Annotated in this window: 18 protein-coding genes; 17 read left to right on the plus strand and 1 reads right to left on the minus strand. The window is 66.8% G+C overall.

The window, feature by feature from the left end:
* Positions 1-92 precede the first annotated feature (92 nt).
* The 17 genes from E6C48_RS09040 to E6C48_RS09120 all read left to right on the plus strand — a co-directional run bounded on the left by E6C48_RS09040 (position 93) and on the right by E6C48_RS09120 (position 16,654).
* A complete protein-coding gene (locus tag E6C48_RS09040) occupies positions 93-1,025 on the plus strand; it encodes a flagellin N-terminal helical domain-containing protein (RefSeq protein ID WP_136356289.1) in 933 nt (310 codons plus the stop codon).
* A 154-nt stretch (positions 1,026-1,179) separates the two neighbouring features.
* Positions 1,180-2,823, plus strand: a complete 1,644-nt coding sequence (fliF, locus tag E6C48_RS09045; protein WP_136356291.1) for a flagellar basal-body MS-ring/collar protein FliF — start codon at positions 1,180-1,182, stop codon at positions 2,821-2,823.
* Positions 2,796-3,443, plus strand: coding sequence for a hypothetical protein (locus E6C48_RS09050; RefSeq protein ID WP_230978703.1), 648 nt, complete (start codon positions 2,796-2,798; stop codon positions 3,441-3,443). Before fliF ends, E6C48_RS09050 begins: the two co-directional genes overlap by 28 nt.
* Positions 3,440-4,822, plus strand: a complete 1,383-nt coding sequence (locus tag E6C48_RS09055) for a MotB family protein (protein WP_136356293.1) — start codon at positions 3,440-3,442, stop codon at positions 4,820-4,822. The genes E6C48_RS09050 and E6C48_RS09055 overlap by 4 nt, the downstream gene beginning before the upstream one ends.
* Positions 4,819-6,237: a chemotaxis protein MotC gene (locus tag E6C48_RS09060; RefSeq protein WP_136356295.1), complete on the plus strand. Its 1,419-nt coding sequence runs from the start codon at positions 4,819-4,821 to the stop codon at positions 6,235-6,237. Before E6C48_RS09055 ends, E6C48_RS09060 begins: the two co-directional genes overlap by 4 nt.
* Positions 6,234-7,640 (plus strand): flagellar hook-length control protein FliK, encoded by a 1,407-nt coding sequence (fliK, locus tag E6C48_RS09065; protein ID WP_136356297.1) that lies wholly within the window; start codon positions 6,234-6,236, stop codon positions 7,638-7,640. Before E6C48_RS09060 ends, fliK begins: the two co-directional genes overlap by 4 nt.
* Positions 7,567-8,160 (plus strand): transglycosylase SLT domain-containing protein, encoded by a 594-nt coding sequence (locus E6C48_RS09070; RefSeq protein WP_136356299.1) that lies wholly within the window; start codon positions 7,567-7,569, stop codon positions 8,158-8,160. The genes fliK and E6C48_RS09070 overlap by 74 nt, the downstream gene beginning before the upstream one ends.
* Positions 8,161-8,374: 214 nt before the next feature.
* Complete coding sequence (locus E6C48_RS09075) at positions 8,375-9,043, plus strand: response regulator transcription factor (RefSeq protein WP_136356301.1); 669 nt, start codon at positions 8,375-8,377, stop codon at positions 9,041-9,043.
* A gap of 100 nt (positions 9,044-9,143) precedes the next feature.
* The gene (locus E6C48_RS09080) at positions 9,144-10,400 is read left to right on the plus strand and encodes a flagellar hook protein FlgE (RefSeq protein WP_136356303.1); all 1,257 of its coding nucleotides are present in this window, start codon (positions 9,144-9,146) and stop codon (positions 10,398-10,400) included.
* 40 nt (positions 10,401-10,440) lie between these two features.
* Positions 10,441-11,889: a flagellar hook-associated protein FlgK gene (gene flgK / locus E6C48_RS09085; protein WP_136356305.1), complete on the plus strand. Its 1,449-nt coding sequence runs from the start codon at positions 10,441-10,443 to the stop codon at positions 11,887-11,889.
* A 4-nt stretch (positions 11,890-11,893) separates the two neighbouring features.
* Positions 11,894-12,946, plus strand: a complete 1,053-nt coding sequence (locus E6C48_RS09090; RefSeq protein ID WP_136356307.1) for a flagellar hook-associated family protein — start codon at positions 11,894-11,896, stop codon at positions 12,944-12,946.
* A 19-nt stretch (positions 12,947-12,965) separates the two neighbouring features.
* Entirely contained in the window at positions 12,966-13,313 is a 348-nt protein-coding gene (flaF, locus tag E6C48_RS09095; RefSeq protein WP_136356309.1) for a flagellar biosynthesis regulator FlaF, read from the plus strand.
* Positions 13,310-13,762 carry a flagellar biosynthesis repressor FlbT gene (flbT, locus tag E6C48_RS09100; RefSeq protein ID WP_136356311.1) on the plus strand — a complete coding sequence of 151 codons (453 nt, stop codon included), beginning with the start codon at positions 13,310-13,312 and terminating at the stop codon, positions 13,760-13,762. The genes flaF and flbT overlap by 4 nt, the downstream gene beginning before the upstream one ends.
* A 2-nt stretch (positions 13,763-13,764) precedes the next feature.
* Positions 13,765-14,172 (plus strand): flagellar hook assembly protein FlgD, encoded by a 408-nt coding sequence (gene flgD / locus E6C48_RS09105; RefSeq protein ID WP_136356313.1) that lies wholly within the window; start codon positions 13,765-13,767, stop codon positions 14,170-14,172.
* 38 nt (positions 14,173-14,210) lie between these two features.
* A complete protein-coding gene (fliQ, locus tag E6C48_RS09110) occupies positions 14,211-14,477 on the plus strand; it encodes a flagellar biosynthesis protein FliQ (RefSeq protein ID WP_136356315.1) in 267 nt (88 codons plus the stop codon).
* A gap of 145 nt (positions 14,478-14,622) precedes the next feature.
* Positions 14,623-16,281, plus strand: a complete 1,659-nt coding sequence (locus E6C48_RS09115; RefSeq protein ID WP_230978704.1) for an MFS transporter — start codon at positions 14,623-14,625, stop codon at positions 16,279-16,281.
* 52 nt (positions 16,282-16,333) lie between these two features.
* Complete coding sequence (locus E6C48_RS09120) at positions 16,334-16,654, plus strand: hypothetical protein (RefSeq protein ID WP_136356317.1); 321 nt, start codon at positions 16,334-16,336, stop codon at positions 16,652-16,654.
* Between the two features lie 3 nt (positions 16,655-16,657).
* On the opposite strand, the gene E6C48_RS09125 is transcribed toward E6C48_RS09120, so the two are convergent.
* Positions 16,658-18,496 carry a chloride channel protein gene (locus E6C48_RS09125; RefSeq protein WP_136356564.1) on the minus strand — a complete coding sequence of 613 codons (1,839 nt, stop codon included), beginning with the start codon at positions 18,494-18,496 and terminating at the stop codon, positions 16,658-16,660.
* Between the last annotated feature and the right edge of the window lie 96 nt (positions 18,497-18,592).

Raw genomic sequence — 18,592 nt, forward strand, 5'->3', positions numbered from 1 at the left:
AATCGGCTGTTAACCATGACGGGCTAGTTATGGTTAACCGATCGTATCCGTCGCGCCCCGGCCCGGCGGAATGTCCGAGGAAAGGGTGGCCCGTGGCAAGCATCATGACGAACGCCTCTGCGATGACGGCATTGCAGAGCCTCAATGCGACCAACAAGCAGCTCGAACAGACGCAGAGCCGCATTTCCACCGGCTTTCGCGTCTCGACCGCGTCCGACAACGCCGCCTACTGGTCGATCGCCACCACCATGCGCTCCGACAATAAGGCGAATTCGGTCGTGCAGGATGCGCTCGGCCTCGGCGCCGGCAAGGTCGATACCGCCTATACGGCGATGAATTCCGCCATCGACGTCATCGACGACATCAAGGCCAAGGTCCTGCTGGCCAAGACCTCGAGCGCCGAGGACCGCGCCAAGATCCAGAGCGAGATAAAATCCTACCAGGACCAGCTCAGGGATTCGATCGGCGGCGCGACCTATGCCGGAGCCAACCTGCTGCAAACTGATTCGGCGTCCACCGATACGACGCTGCAGGTCATCTCCTCCTACAACCGAGACTCGACCGGCGCCGTCGTCACCGGCTCCATCGACATCGCCTACAAGAACATCCGCCTGATCGACGCCAACGCAACCGCCAGCACGGGTATCCTCGACAAGGCCGGCTCGGCGTCCAGCGTATCGTTGCTCGATATCAGCCTGTCGGCGACCGGCATGTCCGCCATCACCGGCACCGGCGACGTCGCCAAGTTCGACAACCTCCTGACCGACATCGAAAAGGTGCTGGGCAAGATGACGGCCGCGGCCTCCGAACTCGGCGCCGCCAAGTCGCGCATCGACATGCAGAAGGATTTCGTCTCCAAGCTGATGGACTCCATCGACCGCGGCGTCGGCCAGCTCGTCGACGCCGACATGAACAAGGAATCGACCAAGCTCCAGGCGCTTCAGGTGCAGCAACAGCTCGGCATCCAGGCGCTGTCCATCGCCAACACCAACTCGCAGAACATCCTCGCTTTGTTCAAGGGCTGACGCCGGCACCGGCAAACTTTCGCAAGGGCCGCGGCTTTCGCGGCCCTTTTCCTTTGCGCGGTCCCGTTCGAGCCGCGCGCCCGGCCCATAATTTTCGCACAAGCTTCGCGCCTTAGGCTGAAGGCAGGGCAATCATGCCGGGAGCAGAGCTGCCGTGCCGGAGCAGATCAAGACCATCATCGCCAACCTGCAAGGGTTCGGTACGAAACGGCTGGCCATCATGGGCGCCATCGCCGCACTGGTGATCGCCGTCGTCGGCATAGCCTCGGTCTATCTCAACCGGCCCGCCTACGAGACGCTCTATGTCGGGCTCGACCGCGCCGATGTGAACCAGATCGGCATGGTGCTCGGCGAAGCCGGCATCGCCTTCGACGTCGGCTCCGACGGCACCAGCGTGCTGGTCGCCGCCGGCAACACCGCGCAGGCGCGCATGCTGCTTGCCGAAAAGGGTCTGCCGACCAGCGCCAACGCCGGCTACGAACTTTTTGACAATGTCGGCTCGCTCGGCCTCACCTCCTTCATGCAGCAGGTCACCCGCGTGCGCGCGCTGGAGGGCGAGATCGCCCGCACCATCCAGTCGCTGCAAGGCATCAAGGCGGCGCGCGTTCACATCGTCATGTCCGAGCGCGCCAATTTCCGCCGCGACGAGCAGCAGCCGTCCGCCTCCGTCGTCATCCGCTACGCCGGCACCGACGCCACCAAGACGGCCATGTCGATCCGTCACCTGGTCGCCGCCGCCGTGCCGGCGCTGTCGGCCGACAAGGTGACGGTGCTGGATTCGACCGGCAACCTCCTGGCCGCCGGCGACGACCCGTCCAACACAAGCGCGGCCCGCTCGCTCGGCGTCGAGCAGACCGTCGAGACGCAGATCGAGGACAATATCCGCCGCGCCCTCAGCCCGTATCTCGGCCCCGACAATTTCCGCGCTTCGGTGAAGGCCGACGTCAACACCGACACGCGCCAGACCGAGGAGACGATCTACGATCCGAACTCGCGCGTCGAACGCTCCGTGCAGACGGTGAAGTCGAACGAGAACAGCAACCAGAAGCAGGCTTCCACTCCGACCACCGTCGAGCAGAACCTGCCAGAGACGCAGGCCGCCAGCACGGACGGCCCGCAGTCCAGCTCGCAGAACGACCGCAAGGAAGAGATCGCCAACTACGAGATCAGTTCCAAGAAGATCGCCACCGTCTCCAACGGCTACAGCGTCGACAAGATGTCGATCGCCGTGGTGGTCAACCAGCAGCGGCTGAAGGACATCCTCGGCAAGGACGCGACGCCCGAGCAGATCGCCCAGCGCGTCGCCGACATCCAGAAGATGGTCGCTTCCGCCACCGGCTTCGACGAAAAACGCGGCGACATCATCGACGTCTCGGCCGTCGAGTTCATCGACGGGCTCGACGGCGTGCCGCTCGAACAGCCGGGCATCATGGAGCGCATCGGCCACTACACCGGCACCCTCATCAACGCCGCAGCCTTCGTGGTCGTCGTCTTCCTGCTCGCCTTCTTCGGCCTGCGGCCGATGGCGGCGGCACTGACCGCCAGGCCCGCGGCGCTGGCCGGCCCGAGCTTCGAAGAGGTGCAGCGCTCGCTGCCGACGCCCGATCCGGCGGTCACCGGCGCCATAGCCGGCCCGGAAACCGCAGGCGCGCGTCCCGTAGTCCAGACCCCACTCGACGACCTGCGCCAGAAGCTCAGGCCCGCGCCGCAGGAGCGGCTGGCCCGCATGGTCGACCTGAATGAGGAACGCACGGCGCAGATCCTGCGCAAATGGGCCGCGCAAGAGGCGACGGCCTGATGCGCTCGGCCGCCCTGTTCGACCTTCTGCCCGACTTCGGCACGAGACCCGAACCCGCTGAAGCGGCGGCGAAACCCGTCGAGCAGCCGGCGCCCGAGGTCGTTCCCGAGCCGGACATGGGCACGATCATCGCCGAGGCGGTAGCACGGGCCGAGCAGGAAGCCGAGGCGAGGCTTGTTGCCGCCCATCAGGCGGAGCTGACAGCGCAGCTGGAGGCCAAGCAGGCGGAAACCGACGCCTTCCTGCAAACGCTGGGCGGCGACATCGGCGCCGCCGTCGCCGCTCGCATCGACCTCATGCAGGCGGCTGTCACCAACCTCGTCGCCGACCAGGTCGCGCGCGTCGTCGGCGGCCTGCTGGGCGAGGATTTGCAGAAACGGTCGCTCGCCGCGCTCGCAGGCGCCGTGCGCGAGGCGATCGGCGACACCGACGCGGTGCGCATCCGCGTCAGCGGCCCCTCCTCGCTCTACGAGATGCTGAAGGCCGCGCTCGGCGAGCGTGCGGCGAACCTCGACTTCACCGACGCTCCGGGCTTCGACCTCACCGTCGCCATCGACGACGCCGTCTTCGAGACGCGCATGGCCGAATGGTCCGCCGCATTGTCCGAGGTGTTGGCATGAGCATGGCCGGAGCGGCTGAGGAGAAGCACGAGATCATCATCGTGCGGCGCGGTCACGACGATGACGACGAGGGTCATCACGGCGGCGTCTGGAAGATCGCCTTCGCCGACTTCATGACGGCGATGATGTGCTTCTTCCTGGTCATGTGGCTCATCAACGCCGCCAACGAGCAGACCAAAGCCGCCGTCGCTTCCTATTTCAACCCGATCAAGCTGATCGACCGCAATTCCAGCCGCAAGGGACTGGAGGATCTGGGCAACGGCCCCTCCCCGGTCGGGATGACCGCGCGCAATCCCATTCCCGACGCCGACAAGAACGGCAAGAGCGGCAAGGACGGCACCGCTCCCCAGGACAACGACGAGGGGCAGAAGGAAGAAAGCAAGAAGTCCGACCAACAGCTGTTCGCCGATCCCTATGCGGTGCTGGCCGAAATCGCCTCCGACACCGGCATCATGCAGAACGTCAGCAAGAAGGGCGACGGCGGCGCGCAAGAGGCCGGCCCCGCTTCCGGCGCCGATGGCGGCCAGTCCTACCGCGATCCGTTCTCGCCCGACTTCTGGTCGCAGCAGGAAACGACACCTGCCGCCGAGGCGAGCGCCGCCCGCGCCAGGATCGACGGCGAACCGGCCAAACCCGGCGACAAGATAGCCGAGGTCGCCGTTCCCGAAGTCAAAGCGGTGGCGCCGGCAGCCCAACCTGAAAAGATGCCGGCACAGCCTTCGCAGATGACGGGGGCAGGCAAAACGGAACAGGTTGCGGCGAACGCACCGAAAGAGATCCGGCCGGCCGCCGCATCCGCCGACAGGATCGAGGCAGACAGCGGCCCGACCGCCGCCAAGCCGACCGAGAGCGGGCCGGCCAAAACCGAAGCGGCGAAACCGGACGGGAACGAGGCGCCGAAAGGTCCGTCCGCTGCCGCGCTGCGCGCAGCCGCCGAGGTCAGCCGGGAAATCGCCGATACCTTCAAGCTGAACGACAAGATGCTGAACGGCATTTCCGTCGAGGCCACCGACAAGGGCGTCGCCATCTCGATCACCGACCAGCTCGATTTCGGCATGTTCGAGATCGGTTCGGCCGTACCCAGCCGCGACCTTGTGCTGGCGATGGACAAGATCGGCCGCATCGTCAACGCGCAGAAAGGCTCAATCTCCATCGAGGGGCATACCGACGCTCGCCCCTTCCACTCGGCCACCTACGACAACTGGCGCCTGTCCACCGCGCGCGCGCATGCCGCTTATTACATGCTGGTGCGCGGCGGCGTCGACGAAGGCCGCATCTCCGAAGTGGCGGGCTTCGCCGACCGCCGGCCGAAGGACAAGGCCGACCCCTATGCTGCCGTGAACCGCCGCATCGAGATCATCCTGGAGACGGGAGGATGAGACGGATCGCGGGGCTTTGCCGCGCCGCCGGCTTCCTGCTGACAATGGCCGCGGGCACCGGTGCCGGCCACGCCACGGAGGCGCTGGCGCCCTACCAGATGGTGCGCTCGCTGCAACTGGTGCAGGACCGTATCGCCTCCGGCGACCAGGCGGCGCTGCCGATGCAGGCCAAGCTGCTCGAACTGACCGACGCGCGCCTGCGCAAGCTGAGCGCCGAGGACCTGAAGGACCCGAAGAACCTGCGCGCGCTTCTGGTCTACGGCATGAGCGGCGGCAATCCCGCGACCGTCAAGGCGGCGACCGCGCATATCGAGATGGATGCCGGCATGCAGGCGATCTCCACCGGCATCCTCGCCTATCTTGGCGGCCGCCCCGCCGATGCCATCGAGGCGCTGAAGCCGGTCGACCCGATGACGCTGCCGAGCGATCTCGGCGCCTTCGTCGCCCTGGTGAAAGGCTCGCTGCTCGCCGGCGAGGACCCGGCACAGGCGCTCCCCCTTCTCGACAGGGCGAGGTTGCTCAGCCCCGGCACTCTGGTGGAGGAAGCGGCACTCCGGCGCACGATCGGCATCACGGCGGCGAACGGCGACGCCGCCCGCTTCGCCCATGCCTCCACCCAGTATGTCCAGGGTTACCTGCATTCGCCCTATGCCAGCCAGTTCGCCGACTCTTTCGTCTCCGGCGTCATTTCCATGGACCAGGCGCTCGGCCGCGACAGGCTCGCCGACATCACCTCCATGATGGACGCCGAGCGCGCTCGGGTGATCTATCTGCGCATCGCCCGCCGCGCCGCCATCGACGGCCTGAACGACCTGTCCGCCTTCGCCGCCGCCAAGGCCGAGCAGAAGCGCGGCAAGGACACGGACAACGATCCGCGCGCGGCTCTCTATGCCAGCCTTTCGGCGGTGACGTCGGCGACGGTCGACGACCTGCGCGAGACGTTGAAGACGATCGACCGCAGCCGTCTGTCCGAGAGCGACCGCGCTTTGTTCGATGCCGCCGAGGCTGTCACCCGCGAGATCGTCGCCCCGCCTCCCGCCGGCACCACGGCGCCGGTGCCGCCACTGGCCGAGGCCGTCCCCTCGACCGCCCGGCCTGCCGCCGCCGATCTCGCGGATGCGAAAAGCCCTGCCGCGCAGGAATCGACGGACGACCTGCCGCCGGTCGAGGGCGCGGTCTCCGAACGCCCGGCCGAGCAGGCAGTGTCCGAGCAGGCCACGTCGGAGCCCGCCGGCGAACAGGCCGCCGCGCAGCAACCTGTCGCCGACGCATCCCCGCCGGCTACCGAACCTGCACCCGTGACATCGGATGCCTCCGCGGGCAGGCAACCCGCCGATGCCGCGGACGCGACCATCGCCGACGCGCGACGCAAGCTCGATCAGATCGACCAGATGCTGGGAACCTCCCCCCAATGACCGTCACCATGACCACGACCCCTCCTGGCATGGCGACCGGCCCTTCGGGCTCCGCGCCGGCACGCGAGCCAGCACCGGGCGAACCCGCCTTCCGCGACGTGCTCGACGGCAAGGATCGATCCACGGCGGATACGAAGACAACGCCGGAAAGTGCCGCCCGCATCCGCTCGGACGAGGACGGCCGGGCAGCCGGTGCGGCGCACGAAAAACATCGCCACGGCAAGCACCGGGATGACGCCGATACGGCGCAGGACACACCGCCGCTGCGCGACAGGCTGCCGCTGCTGATCAGCCTGAACCGTCTCGGCGCCGCCAAGGATGGACAGCCCGGCGCAGTGGACGACGGCAAGCGCAACGAAGCTGCCGACAAAAATGCGACCGTGGACGACGGCACGGCAATCGCCGCGTCGATGATGCTCGATGCGGCGGCCGGCAATTCCGCCAAGGCTGGCGAACGGAAGGCGGATGCCGCCTCGCCCGCCGAACGGATTGCCCAGCAGGACCCGCCTGCCGGAAAGACGGAACCCGAAGCGAAAACGCATCCCGCGACGGCGCAAGCCGCCGACGCGGCCACTCGCGCCGCAATCCATCTCCAGCCGGAACAGGCAGCGGCGGGCAAGCGCCTGGCGCTGCCTGGAGCGGCCGTTGCCGGGACCTCGGAAACAGAGGGGGTCACCGACGCGCCCCTGACGGACGCCAGCGACGCCTCGAAAGACGCTCCCCCGCCACGCATCCGCGAAGTCTCGCCGGAACGGAAAGGCGCAGACGGCGATGCGTCGCAGCAGCGCGCCGGCGAGCGCCGCCAGGACGAGACCTTGCGCACCGTCGCGGTCACTGCCAGCCAGTCCTTCGCGGCGCCCGCTTCCCACCCGATGAGCCAGACGACGGCCGCGCTTGTCGCCACCATTTCCGCCGACAACGGCTTCAGGCAGGCCGCCGCGATGCAGGCGGCCACCCCCTCTGTTGCCCTTCCGACACACGTCCTCAAGATCGAGCTCCGCCCCGCCGACCTCGGCTCCGTCACCGCCAGCCTGCGCATGACGGGACAGCAATTGACGGTTGAGCTGAAGCCCGAGACGCATGAGGCCTATCGCCGTCTGGAAGCGGAGAAGGACGACATCGCCAAGTCGCTGAAACGCCTCGGGCTCGGCGTCGACAGCGTCACCGTCCTGCAACCACAGATGGCGGCAACGCCTGCCGCACGCGCCGATGCGGCATCGTCGGCGACCGCGGCACCCTACCGCGACTCCTCGTCCTTCCAACCTGGCAATCCGAACGGCGACGGAGCGGCCGGACGGCAGGCGGGCCACCAATCGGAAAGGAACGGCAATGACGGCAGGCAGGACGCCCCGCGCAACGCGCAGGCTTCTCGCATCGGCACTGGCGGTAATCTGTTTATCTAGCTTGGCGGCCGGGCCGGCAAAGGCCGCCGCCAACCCATGCGAGGCGGAAATCCTGCGCGCTGCCGACCGCTACGGCATTCCGGCCGGCATCCTCTACGCGGTCGGCCTGACGGAAACCGGCAACAAGGGCAGCCTCCAGCCCAACGCCTTGAACATAGAAGGAAAAGCCGTCTTCCCGCGAAGCCGATCGGAAGCGCTGGCGGACTTCGAGCGGGCACGCAGCGACGGCAAGACGCTGATCGATCTCGGCTGCATGCAGATCAACCATCACTACCACGCCTCGCAGTTCCGCAGCGTGGCCGACATGCTCGATCCGCATCGCAACGTCGACTATGCAGCCCGCTTCCTGGCCAGCCTTCATGCCCGCCACCAGACATGGTCGATGGCGGTCGCCCGCTACCATGCCGGCCCCGACAACGATCCCGCGCAGAAGGTCTATGTCTGCCGCGTCATCGCCAACATGGTCGCCGTCGGCTTCGGCAAATGGACGGCCAACGCCCGCACCTTCTGCAAACCGTAAGTTGCACGATCTGCCGCGCCGAATAAAGCTGACGGCATCTCGGACGACGAACGGCAGCCACCCTGCCGACGCTTACATATTTGTCGGATAATACAACCATAGCGATTCCCGACTCCCAAGAAACTATCCGCAAGATTTGATGGTGGTCACGATTCCCGGCCGCGATTACCCATTGTTGCAACGGGGCATAAAAGTTGATTCGGAGGGCGGGCCGATGATCGTGATCGTTGACGAGCGCGAACTGGTGACGGAAGGGTATCATTCCCTTTTCGATCGCGAGGGCGTGGCGAGCGCCGGCTTCGCGCCGGGCGAATTCGGGGAATGGGTCGAGAGCGCGCCCGAAGACGACCTAAAATCGGTCAGCGCCTTCCTCATCGGCGATTGCCGCGAGGGCTCGGTCTCGCCGCGCCAGATCCGCGGCCGTACCGGCGCCCCGGTGATCGCGCTCAGCGAACAGAACTCGCTCGAAAACACGCTACGCCTGTTCGAATCCGGCGTCGACGACGTCGTGCGCAAGCCCGTCCACATCCGCGAAATCCTCGCCCGCATCGCCGCCATCAGCCGCCGCGCGCAGGACGAGGCCGCCTACACCGAAATCGGCGCCATGCGCATCTTCATGGACGGCCGCGACCCCGAGATCGACGGCGAGCCGCTGCCCCTGCCGCGCCGCGAGCGCCGCATCCTCGAATATCTCGCCGCCAACCGGGGCCGGCGCGTCACCAAGACCCAGGTCTTCAACGCCATCTACGGCATCTTCGACGAAGAGGTCGAGGAGAACGTGGTGGAAAGCCACATCAGCAAGCTGCGCAAGAAGCTGCGCGAGAAGCTTGGCCACGATCCCATCGATTCGAAGCGCTTCCTGGGCTACCGGCTGGTAGCCTGATGCGGCCTGCCCGTTCGCATCGCCCCGGCCGCGACAGCTTCGCGCAAGACAGGACGCGTATCCTGAAGGCCGCTCTTTCGCGGTACCAGGAGACGTTTCGATGAGCTTGTATGGAATGATGCGAACCGGCGTTTCCGGCATGAACGCCCAGGCCAACCGCCTGTCCACCGTCGCCGACAACATCGCCAACGCCGACACCACCGGCTACAAACGCTCCTCTACCGAATTCTCCACCCTGGTCATGCCGACCACCGGCGGCGCCTACAATTCCGGCGGCGTCACCACCACGGTGCGCTCCTCGATTTCCTCGCAAGGCGTGCTGCAATACACGACTTCAGTGTCCGACCTCGCCGTCAACGGCGACGGCTTCTTCGTCGTCCAGGACGCCAGCGGCACGCCTTACCTCACGCGCGCCGGCGCCTTCGTGCCGGATGCCGAGGGCAGGCTCGTCAACGCGGCCGGCTTCCAGCTGATGGCCTACAGCTTCGAGAACGGCGTGCCGGCGGCGACCGTGAACGGCTTTGAAGGCCTTGTGCCGGTGGTCATTTCCGAGCAGGGCATGACGGCGACGCCCAGCACCGAGGGCAGCTTCGGCGCCAACCTACCCGCCTCGGCGACGCCCGTCGCGGCGGGCGACCTGCCCTCCACCAACAGCGCGACGGCGCAGTACACGGCCAAGTCCTCGCTGGTCGCCTACGACAACCTCGGCAACAAGGTGCTCCTCGACGTCTACTTCACCAACACCGGCGCCGGCAGCTGGCAGGTTTCGGTGTTCGACCAGTCGAAGGCGACGCCCGGCACCTCCTTTCCCTATACCGGCGGCGCGCTCGGCTCGGCCAATCTGAGCTTCGACATGACCACCGGCAAGCTGACGGGCGCCACCGACAGCGTTTCCTTCACCGTGCCCAACGGCGCGGCCATGACGCTCGACCTGTCGACGCTGACCCAGCTGGGCGCCGCCTACACGCCGACCGAACCGACGGTGAACGGCAACGCTCCCGGCACCATCGACAAGGTCGAGATCAGCAAGGACGGCACCATCTACGCCCGCTACAAGGACGGCTCCTCCAAGGCGCTCTACAAGATCCCGCTGGCCGACGTCACCAGCCCGGATCAGCTCTCGGCGCTCGCCGGCAACGTCTACGCGCAGAGCTCGGAATCGGGTGCCGTCACGATCGGTTTCGCCAATCAGGGCAAGGCCGGGGCGATCATTTCGGGCGCGCTGGAGAACTCCGACGTCGACATCGCCGAGGAACTCACCTCGATGATCGCGGCGCAGCGCAGCTACACGGCCAATTCCAAGGTGTTCCAGACCGGTTCCGACCTGATGGACGTCCTCGTCAACCTCAAGAGATGAGTGGCCGCGGCGGCGCGGCGATTGAAAGACGCTAAGAAGAATGTCCCTTTCATCCGCATTGAGCATCGCTCAGTCGTCGCTGCTGACCACCTCGCGCCAGACGTCGGTGGTCTCCCGCAACGTCGCGGATGCCGCCAATCCCGATTATTCGCGCCGCACGGCGCCTGTCGTCTCGACCGACCCCGGCGCGCGCGCCGTCCAGATCCAGCGCGCCGCCAACGAGCAGCTTTTCCGCCAGAACCTTGCAGCACTGTCGGCCTGGGCGGGCCAAAGCGCGCTTTCCGGCGGCCTCGACCAGCTCGAACTGGCCGTCAACGGCGTCGACAACGCCTCCTCGGCATCGACCGCCATCGGCAAGCTGCATGAGGCGCTGCAACTTTACGCCACCTCGCCGTCGAACCAGAATGCCGGCACCGCCGTCATCGACGCCGCGCGCCAGGTCGTGCGCTCGCTGAACGAGGGCACCGAAGCCATCCAGAAATTCCGCACCGACACCGATGCTCAGATCGCCACCGCGGTCGGCGACCTGAACTCGCTGCTCTCCCAGTTCCAGGACGTCAACACGGCCATCGTCTCGGGCAGCCGTTCGGGGGCCGATGTCTCCGACGCACTCGACCAGCGCGACGCGCTTTTGAAGAAGATCGGCGAATACGTGCCGATCTCGACCTTCACGCGCGGCGACAACGACATGATTATCACCACCGGCGACGGCACGACGCTGTTCGAGACGATCCCGCGCTCGGTGTCCTTCCAGCCGCTGGCCGGCTACGCGGCCGGCACCCAGGGCAACGCCGTCTACATCGACAACGTACCCCTCAAGGCCGGAGCCGGCGGCGACACCGACGCCGGCGGCAAGCTAGCCGGGTTGATCCAGCTTCGCGACAACGTCACCGTCACCATGCAGGCCCAGCTCGACGAGATCGCGCGCGGCCTGATCGGCGCCTTCGCCGAGACGGCGCCCCCCAATCCCGACGCGGCCGGCCTGTTCATGCAGGCGGGCACCTCGTCCATTCCCAGCACGTTGACCACCGGGCTGGCTGGCCAGATCAGGGTCAACGCCGCCATGGACCCCGCCGCCGGGGGCAACGTCACCCTGCTGCGCGACGGCGGCGCCAACGGCGCGGCCTATGTCGCCAACACCTCCGGCGGCGCGTCCTATGCCGACCTGCTCATCGGTTATGCCAACCGGCTCGACCAGCCGATGGCGTTCAGCCCGGCCGCCGGCATCAACACCACCGTCAGCGTCACGACCTACTCGGCCAGCTCCATCGGCTGGTTCGAGGGCATCCGCCAGCAGGCTTCGACCGCCGCCGACGCCAAGGAGGCTCTGGCGACCCGCACCGCCGAGGCGCTGTCCAACGACACCGGCGTCAACGTCGATACCGAAATGTCGCTGCTGCTCGACCTCGAGCACACCTACCAGGCGTCGGCGCGCATCCTCAGCACCGTCAACCAGATGCTGGATTCGCTGATGGAAGCGGTGAGGTAAGATCATGAAGGCGTCAGGCGTTTCCTCCGCTGCCATCTCCAGCGCCATGCGCTACTCGCAAACGCGCATGCAGGTCGACCTCGTCAAGGCGCAGAAGGAGATGGACACCGGGCGGGTCGCCGATACCGGGCTGGCGCTCGGCACGCGCACGGCCCAGTCGGTCACCTTTGCGCGCGACCTCGACCGGCTGAACGGCATCGTCGATTCCAACGCGCTGGTGGCGTCGCGGCTGTCGTCCACCCAGGATGCGCTGGGCCAGCTCACCGACGTCGCACAGGCGCTGCTCGGCGCCATGGCGACGGCCTCCTCCGGCGACATGACCGACGCCGTCGCCCACGACAGCGGCAACGCGGCGCTGCAGTCGATGACGGCGATCCTCAACACCTCCGTCAATGGCGAATACCTGTTTGCCGGCACCAACACCGACGTCAAGCCGATCGATGATTTCACCGCCGCGGGTTCGCCGGCGAAGGCCGCGCTAGACGCCGCCTTCTTCGCCCGTTTCGGCTTTACGCAGGACGACCCGGCCGCCGCCTCCGTCACCACCGCCCAGATGGACGACTTCATCACCAACGACGTCATGCCGCAGTTCTTCGGTACGGGCTGGCAGACGAACTGGTCGAGCGCCACCGACGAGCAGATCGTCAGCCGCATCGCCCTCAACGAGAAGACCGAGACCTCGATCAGCGCCAACAACGACGGCGTGAAAAAGCTCGCCATGGCCGCCGCCATGGTGTCCGACTTCTTCTCCTCTTCAACACTGAGCGCCGAGGCGAAGAAGACGGTCGCCTCGCGCGCCCTGTCGCTGGCGGGCGAGGCGGTGAGCGATCTCGGCCAATCCCAGTCGCAGGCCGGCATCATCCAGAAGCGCGTCTCCGACGCCACCGACCGCATCAAGACGCAGGCGGACCTGTTCGAAAAGCACATCCTCGACCTCGAAGGCGTCGATCCCTACGAGGCGGCCAACCGCGTCAACGACCTGATGTCGCACATCCAGACCTCGTTCGCGCTTACCGCACGCATCCAGCAGCTGAGCCTGCTGAACTTCCTGACCTGAACCACGGACTTTGCCAGCGATGTATCAATTCTCATACGCCGACATCCAGACAGACTCCGTGGCCGACGCCAAGGAGCGCGAGCGACAGCTGCTCACCCGTTCCATCGAGATGCTGACGGCCGCCGCCGCCGCCGGCACGCAGTCGATGGAGGCGATCGAAGCGCTGCATTTCACCAATCGCGTCTGGACCAGCTTCGTCGAGGACCTTGGTTCCGACGACAACGCGCTGCCCAAGGAACTGCGTGCCAACCTGATCTCGATCGGGCTCTGGCTGCTGCGCGAAACGGAAGACATCCGCCAGGGCCGCGCCGACAATTTCGAGGGATTGATCGAGGTGTCGCAGATCATCCGGGACGGGATCCAATGACCAACACGCTGAAGCTGTCGCTCAAGCCGAACGAGAAGATCTACATCAACGGCGCCGTCGTGCGCGTCGACCGCAAGGTCAGCATCGAGCTGATGAACGACGTGCAATTCCTGCTGGAAAGCCACGTGCTTCAGCCCGAGGATGCCTCCACGCCGCTGAAGCAGCTCTATTTCATCGTCCAGGTGATGCTGATGAACCCGCAAGGGGCCGCCGACGCGCGCGACATGTTCCGCCGCTCGCTGCCACTGCTGCTCGCCAGCTACCACAACGAGCAGATCCGCTCGACGCTCAAGCACGTCGACCAGCTTGTCGGCGAGGATCATGTCTTCGAAGCGCTGAAGGCGATCCGCTCGCTTTACGGACTGGAGCGCAGGCTGGTCGCCCCGGACGCCGGGGACGGCGCGAGCGAGGATATGGCGGCACGGCCGCTGGCAGTCGGAGCACGATGACCATGAACGTCGATATGACCACCACGATACCGGCCGGCGCCAACCAGACGACGCCCAAGTCCAAAGCGTCGGTCGACTACCAATCCTTCCTGAAGCTGCTCATCGCGCAGATGAAGAACCAGGACCCGACGCAGCCGATGGATTCCACGCAATATGTCGCCCAGCTCGCGACCTTCTCGCAGGTCGAGCAGTCGGTGCAGATGAACACCAAGCTGGACAGCATCCTGCAATCGTCCGCGCTGTCGCAGGCCGACGCGCTGATCGGCCATTCGATCACCTCGGCCGACGGCAAGACGACCGGCACGGTCTCGGAGGTCCGGCTTTCTTCCTCGGGGCTGATCGCGGTGCTGGAGAACGGCACGGAAATGGCAGTCGGGCCGGGCGTGACGGTGGGACCGGCGGCGAGCTAGGATAGACGTCCGCAACAAGGCAAGCGCAGGCTGGCATCATGAACGAAGCCGATGCCCTCGACCTCGTCCAGTTCGCAGTGTGGACCGTGCTCACGGCCTCCGCGCCGGTGGTGCTCGTCGCCATGGTGGTCGGCATCGGCATCGCGCTGATCCAGGCGCTCACCCAGGTCCAGGAAATCACGCTGACCTTCGTGCCGAAGATCGTCGCCATCATGCTGGTGGTGGCGCTGACCGGCCCCTTCATCGGCGGCCAGATCTCGGCTTTCACCAACGTCATTTTCGAGCGCATCCAGACCGGCTTCTGACAGAGCGCGAAAAAATCGTGACCGGCCGTCCGCTGGACCATGATCTTTCTCGCAAAGGCGTTCGCCTTTTTCCCCGTGTCGGCTAACGTCGTGTCGGCTGGTTTCGGCCCCACGACCACCACCGAACGAATGCGACGGAGACGGCATGCCGCATCACGGCGAGGCAGTGATCGAAGACGAACCGGAGGCGGAACGCTCCGCCGCGCTGGCGCCGTTCCGCATCGGCATTTTCCGTGCCGTCTGGTCGGCCAACCTCGTCTCCAACTTCGGCGGCCTCGTCCAGGGCGTCGGCGCCGCCTGGATGATGACATCCATCGCCACCTCGTCCTACCAGGTGGCGCTGGTGCAGGCGTCCACGACGCTGCCGATCATGCTGTTTGCGCTGGTCGCCGGCGCCATCGCCGACGGCTTCGACCGGCGCAAGGTCATGCTGGTGGCGCAAGTCTTCATGCTGGTCGTGTCGGTACTGCTCACCGTCTTCACCTATCTCGACCTGATCACGCCGTGGACGCTGCTCGCCTTCACCTTCCTGATCGATTCGGGCACCGCGCTGAACAGCCCGTCCTGGCAAGCTTCCGTGGGCGACATGGTGCCGCGCGCCAAGGTGCCGGCGGCGGTGGCGCTGAACTCCATGGGCTTCAACATCACCCGCTCGGTCGGCCCCGCCATCGGCGGCATCATCGTGGCGGCTTTCGGCCCGGCGGCGGCCTTCGCCGCCAACGCGGCGAGCTATCTCGGCCTCATCACCGTCATGGCACGCTGGAAGCGCGAGGAGCAGGTCTCGCCCCTGCCGCGCGAATCGCTCGGCGCGGCGATGGGCGCCGGCCTGCGCTATGTCGCCATGTCGCCCAACATCGGCAAGGTGCTGGCCCGGGGTGCCGCCTTCGGCGCCACCAGCGGCGCCGTGCTGGCGCTGCTGCCGCTGGTGGCACGCGACGTCATCAAGGGCGACGCGCTGACCTACGGCATCATGCTCGGCGCCTTCGGCGTCGGCGCCGTCGGCGGCGCGCTGACCAGTGTCAGGCTGCGCCAGTTGCTCTCCAGCGAAACGATGGTGCGCGCCGCCTTCGCCGGCTTCGCCTTGTGTTCGCTCGTCTGTGCGTTGAGCACCCACGCCTGGGCGACGGCGCTCGGCCTCGTCGTCGGCGGCGCCTGCTGGGTGATCGCCCTGTCGCATTTCAATGTCACCGTGCAGATGTCGACGCCGCGCTGGGTGGTGGGGCGGGTGCTGTCGATCTACCAGATGGCGACTTTCGGCGGCATCGCGCTGGGAAGCTGGATCTGGGGCCTGGTGGCCGATCATCACGGCGCGCCGGTGGCGCTGATGGCGGCAGCGGTCGCCATGCTCGCCGGCGGCGCGCTCGGCCTTGTCCTGCCGCTGCCGCAGCACACGCCGCTCAACCTCGATCCGCTCAACCGCTTCCGCGAGCCGACGCTGGCGCTCGACCTGCAATCGCGCAGCGGGCCGATCGCCATCATGATCGAGTTCATCATCCGCGAGGACGACGTACCGGAATTCCTCGCCCTGATGACGGAACGCGGCCGCATCCGCCGCCGCGACGGCGCGCGCAACTGGGTGATCGCGCGCGATCTCGAACACCCGGACGTCTGGCTGGAAACCTACCATACGCCGACCTGGCTCGATTACATCCGCCACAACACCCGCATCACGCAGGCGGATGCGGCCATCACCGAACGTATCCGCGAACTGCACGCGGGCGAAGAGCGGCCGCGCGTGCGCCGCTGGATCGAGCGGCCGACCAGCACGGTCACCGGCGTGGTCAAGAAGCGGGCGCATGAATAGGGACGCCCCCTTCCGGTTTGCAACCAATCCTCGCCTTGATTATTTTGCCGCCATGAGATTGCTGCAAGCTCCGCCCGTCTCGGCGGCCGCCATGCTGGCGGTGCTGCTTACCGGTTGCGCGTCCGGATCGACCGACGGTGCGAACACGCCCTGCGCCGACATCAATGTGAGCATCGGCGAGACATCGAAGGACCTTTCGGCCGCTGCCATCAGCCGCGGCAAGATCAGCAATTTCGACGTGCCGTTCTGGGTGCCGGGCGGCGTCAAGGCCCGCTCCGCACTGGAGGATCGCCAGACCCGCAAGATCGAGGGACTGGAAACGGAGCTTGCGGCAAAACGGCAGGAACGTGCCTCACGCTGCCAGCGGCCCTGAAGCTTATTCCTCGCCGGACAGGTCGCGGCGTGCCTTGTCGAGTTCCTCGGCGTAGCGCCGCATCAGGTGCCCTTCGGTCAGCAGGCCGACCACCGCGCGCTCGGTGAAGTCCTTGACCACCGCCAGTTCCTCTGCGCCGGCGCGCTGGAAGGTTTCGGCCGCCGACTGCACGTTCATGGTCGGCACCAGCACCGAATCGCGGAACTTGGCGAGCGTCAGTACAGTGGAGCCCGGATTGCCCTGTTCGCTGTAGACCTCCGCCACGATCAGCACGCCGGCATAGCGTCCGTCCGCGTCGACGGCGACGACTCGCTGCGCGGAGCCGAGCGGGATCGCCTTGCGGAATTCATCCAGCGTGGTGGACGAATCGATGATGCGCACGTCCTTGCGCATCATCGAACCAACGGTCAGGCTGCGCATCCAGCCGACGTCGTGGGCGCTGCGGATCGTCTCGCCGCGCAGGTGGAAACGCCAGGTCGAGAAGGAGTAGCCGAACGTCTCGCGCACCAGCATGGCCGACATGATCGAGGCGGCCAGCACCACGCCGGAAAGCGTGATGTCGCGCGTCGATTCCAGCGCCATGAAGGTCATCGTCAGCGGTCCGCCGACGACGCCGACGGCCAGCGACGTCATGCCGACGACGGCGGCGACATCGGCGTCGAAACCGCTGGCCGGGAAAAAGAAGACCATGATGCCGGCGAAGATCTTGCCCATCAGCGCGCCGAGGAACAGCGAGGCGAAGAACAGGCCGCCGCGAAAGCCCGACCCCAGCGAGATCGCCGAGGCGGCGAGCTTGAGCAGGAAGACGCTGGCGATCACCGCCAGCCCGTAGCTCATGGCGAATTCCCGGTGCAGCGCGCCATGGCCACTGGACAGGACCTGCGGCGTCACCAGGCCGAGCAGGCCGACGATGCAGCCGCCGAGGAACGGCCTGAGCGAAGCGTCGATCGAAAGCCGGGCGAACAGCCGCTCGACCGACGTGACGAAGTACATGATGGCGATCGACACGCCGCCGCCGACCAGACCGAGCAGCAGGAACGGCACATAGAGGCTGGGCGTCAGTTCCGGCAGGCCGGAAAGCTCCATCGGGAACGGCACCCCGCCGAACACTTCCGCCGTCAGCGACGCGCAGATCGCGGCGGCCATGACCGGGGCGACATTGCCGACCGAATAGGTGCCGATCACCAGCTCGAAGCCGTAGAAGGCACCCGTCAGCGGTGCGTCGAAGGCAGCCGCGATGGCGCCCGCCGCACCGCAGCCGACGAGGATGCGCACGTCGTTGCGCCGCATCCTGAGAAACCGCGCCAGCCGCGAGGCGAGGCCGGAACCGACTTGCGTGTAGCCCGCCTCGAGCCCTACGGATGCGCCGAAGCCTGAGGAGATCATCGTCTGGCCGGCGATGATGAAGGTGTCGGTGAGCGACATGCGCCCGCCATAGAGCGCGTTGGCCTCGATCGGGTCGACGGGCGTGCGGAACTTGCGCCTGCGCAGCCAGACCACGGTGAGCCCGAGCAGGATGCCGCCAACCGCCGGCACCAGCGCCTGCACCGGGCGCTGCAGGGAAAACATGCCGGACAGCCGGCCGCCCGGCTGGACCTCGAACAACAGCACATGCAGCCACTGCACCAGCGCGCTCATCGTCGTCACCAGCGTGCCGGCCATGACGCCGACCAGCCCGCCGAGCAGCACCACGACGATGCCGCGCGCTTCCAGCACCGGCAGCGATCGCACGAGGAGCGCGCGAAGCCGGCGGGCGTGGACTGGCAACTGTGCGGCGGATAGCAAAGGGCGGCTCGCGGAAATCCCGATGGAAGGAGCCTGATACTTCGGCCTCGCGCACATGACAACGCGTGGCGGCATCACGGTCAAGCGAGGCGGCGCCATCCACCCCCACCTTCGCGCAAGCTTGGGCCATTAGGGTCGCAGGCTCGGGCATCC

This window comes from Ollibium composti, from assembly GCF_004801285.1.
Lineage (GTDB): Bacteria > Pseudomonadota > Alphaproteobacteria > Rhizobiales > Rhizobiaceae > Mesorhizobium > Mesorhizobium composti.

What these genes read in the sequence shown, in the direction of transcription:
- E6C48_RS09050 (WP_230978703.1), top strand. Translation starts at nt 2,796, where the DNA reads ATGGGCCGCGCAAGAGGCGACGGCCTGATGCGCTCGGCCGCCCTGTTC.
- E6C48_RS09075 (WP_136356301.1), top strand. Translation starts at nt 8,375, where the DNA reads ATGATCGTGATCGTTGACGAGCGCGAACTGGTGACGGAAGGGTATCAT.
- fliQ (WP_136356315.1), top strand. Translation starts at nt 14,211, where the DNA reads ATGAACGAAGCCGATGCCCTCGACCTCGTCCAGTTCGCAGTGTGGACC.
- flgD (WP_136356313.1), top strand. Translation starts at nt 13,765, where the DNA reads ATGAACGTCGATATGACCACCACGATACCGGCCGGCGCCAACCAGACG.
- E6C48_RS09120 (WP_136356317.1), top strand. Translation starts at nt 16,334, where the DNA reads ATGAGATTGCTGCAAGCTCCGCCCGTCTCGGCGGCCGCCATGCTGGCG.
- E6C48_RS09125 (WP_136356564.1), bottom strand. Translation starts at nt 18,496, where the DNA reads ATGTGCGCGAGGCCGAAGTATCAGGCTCCTTCCATCGGGATTTCCGCG.
- E6C48_RS09090 (WP_136356307.1), top strand. Translation starts at nt 11,894, where the DNA reads ATGAAGGCGTCAGGCGTTTCCTCCGCTGCCATCTCCAGCGCCATGCGC.
- flaF (WP_136356309.1), top strand. Translation starts at nt 12,966, where the DNA reads ATGTATCAATTCTCATACGCCGACATCCAGACAGACTCCGTGGCCGAC.
- E6C48_RS09115 (WP_230978704.1), top strand. Translation starts at nt 14,623, where the DNA reads ATGCCGCATCACGGCGAGGCAGTGATCGAAGACGAACCGGAGGCGGAA.
- E6C48_RS09055 (WP_136356293.1), top strand. Translation starts at nt 3,440, where the DNA reads ATGAGCATGGCCGGAGCGGCTGAGGAGAAGCACGAGATCATCATCGTG.
- flbT (WP_136356311.1), top strand. Translation starts at nt 13,310, where the DNA reads ATGACCAACACGCTGAAGCTGTCGCTCAAGCCGAACGAGAAGATCTAC.
- flgK (WP_136356305.1), top strand. Translation starts at nt 10,441, where the DNA reads ATGTCCCTTTCATCCGCATTGAGCATCGCTCAGTCGTCGCTGCTGACC.
- fliK (WP_136356297.1), top strand. Translation starts at nt 6,234, where the DNA reads ATGACCGTCACCATGACCACGACCCCTCCTGGCATGGCGACCGGCCCT.
- E6C48_RS09080 (WP_136356303.1), top strand. Translation starts at nt 9,144, where the DNA reads ATGAGCTTGTATGGAATGATGCGAACCGGCGTTTCCGGCATGAACGCC.
- E6C48_RS09070 (WP_136356299.1), top strand. Translation starts at nt 7,567, where the DNA reads ATGACGGCAGGCAGGACGCCCCGCGCAACGCGCAGGCTTCTCGCATCG.
- E6C48_RS09060 (WP_136356295.1), top strand. Translation starts at nt 4,819, where the DNA reads ATGAGACGGATCGCGGGGCTTTGCCGCGCCGCCGGCTTCCTGCTGACA.